This window comes from Pseudoalteromonas sp. S558, from assembly GCF_005886635.1.
GTDB classification, from domain to species: domain Bacteria; phylum Pseudomonadota; class Gammaproteobacteria; order Enterobacterales; family Alteromonadaceae; genus Pseudoalteromonas; species Pseudoalteromonas aliena.
Map to the genome: position 1 here is coordinate 1 of NZ_PNDU01000230.1, position 1176 is coordinate 1176.

1 protein-coding gene is annotated in these 1176 nt (G+C 36.1%); it reads left to right on the forward strand.

The window, feature by feature from the left end; genetic code table 11:
- Nucleotides 1-136: 136 nt before the first annotated feature.
- Nucleotides 137-1160 (forward strand): IS630 family transposase gene (locus CWB66_RS15360; protein WP_502705296.1). Its coding sequence is split into 2 segments (ribosomal slippage): nt 137-583 and nt 585-1160, totalling 1023 coding nucleotides; the frame shifts between segments, so codons are not numbered across the junction.
- Nucleotides 1161-1176 lie beyond the last annotated feature (16 nt).

Genomic DNA, 1176 nt, shown 5'->3' on the forward strand with positions numbered 1-1176 from the left:
GCTCAACGACCTCAAATTGTAGAGAGCCCGAATCTAACGATTCGGGCTTTTTACATTTACGAAAGATGAAAAATCAAGTCATACCAATTCCATTAATTTTGTGATCTAATAAGTTTCTATTTATAGGTGGTGAAATATGACACAAGACTTAGATAAAATGATTACTTCAACATCAGATGCCCGATTGAGACTTCGTTTATTAGCTATTTCTCATTTTTTAGATGGGAAAAGTAGAGCCAAAATATCTGAATACTTAAAGGTAAGTCGGACAAGTGTTAATAAGTGGGTTCAAGCTTATTTAAATAACGGTATTTCAGGACTAAAAGAAAAAAAGCACACTGGCCGCAGAAAGGCATTGAGTGACAAGCAGCTACAACAACTAAAAGAATTTATCATGGTTTCTTCTGTAAAGCCTTATGGTGGAAGGCTTCAAGGGAAAGATGTAGCATTATATATTCTTACTGAGTTTGGTATTCAATATAAAAAATCAAATATCTACAATATTTTGCATGCATTAAATTTAAGTTGGATAACAACCCGTTCGAAGCACCCTAAACAGTCAGTTGAAGCGCAAGAAGATTTTAAAAAAATTCCAAATAAAAACGATCCTTAAGATCCCTGGTCATGTTGCTTTAGACCGTATCGACGTATGGTTTCAAGATGAAGCGCGTTTTGGTCAGCAAAATACCACCACTAAAATTTGGGCTGAAAAAGGCTCAAGGCCACGTGTTGTAAAGCAACAACAATATACTTATGCGTATCTCTTTGGGGCGGTTTGCCCAACTAATGGTAAAACTGAAGCGATTATTGCTCCCTTTAGTAACATGGAAGTAATGAAAGAGCACTTAGCACTCATTTCAAAAGCAACAGCGGCAGGGCGTCATGCTGTAGTGGTAATGGATGGTGCTAGTTGGCATCAAGAGTACTTGGATAAAGAATTTCCCAATATTAGTATTATTCATATTCCGCCTTATTCGCCAGAGTTAAATCCAATTGAGCAAGTATGGTCTTGGATGAGACAAAATGAAATTGCCAACCGTGCTTTCGTAAACTATGAAGATATTGAAGAAAAGTGCTCAATCGCTTGGAACAATTTTAGAAGTGATATTAATAGAGTCATTTCACTCTGTTCAAGATCATGGATTAATATGACCAACTAATAAATGGAATTGGTAT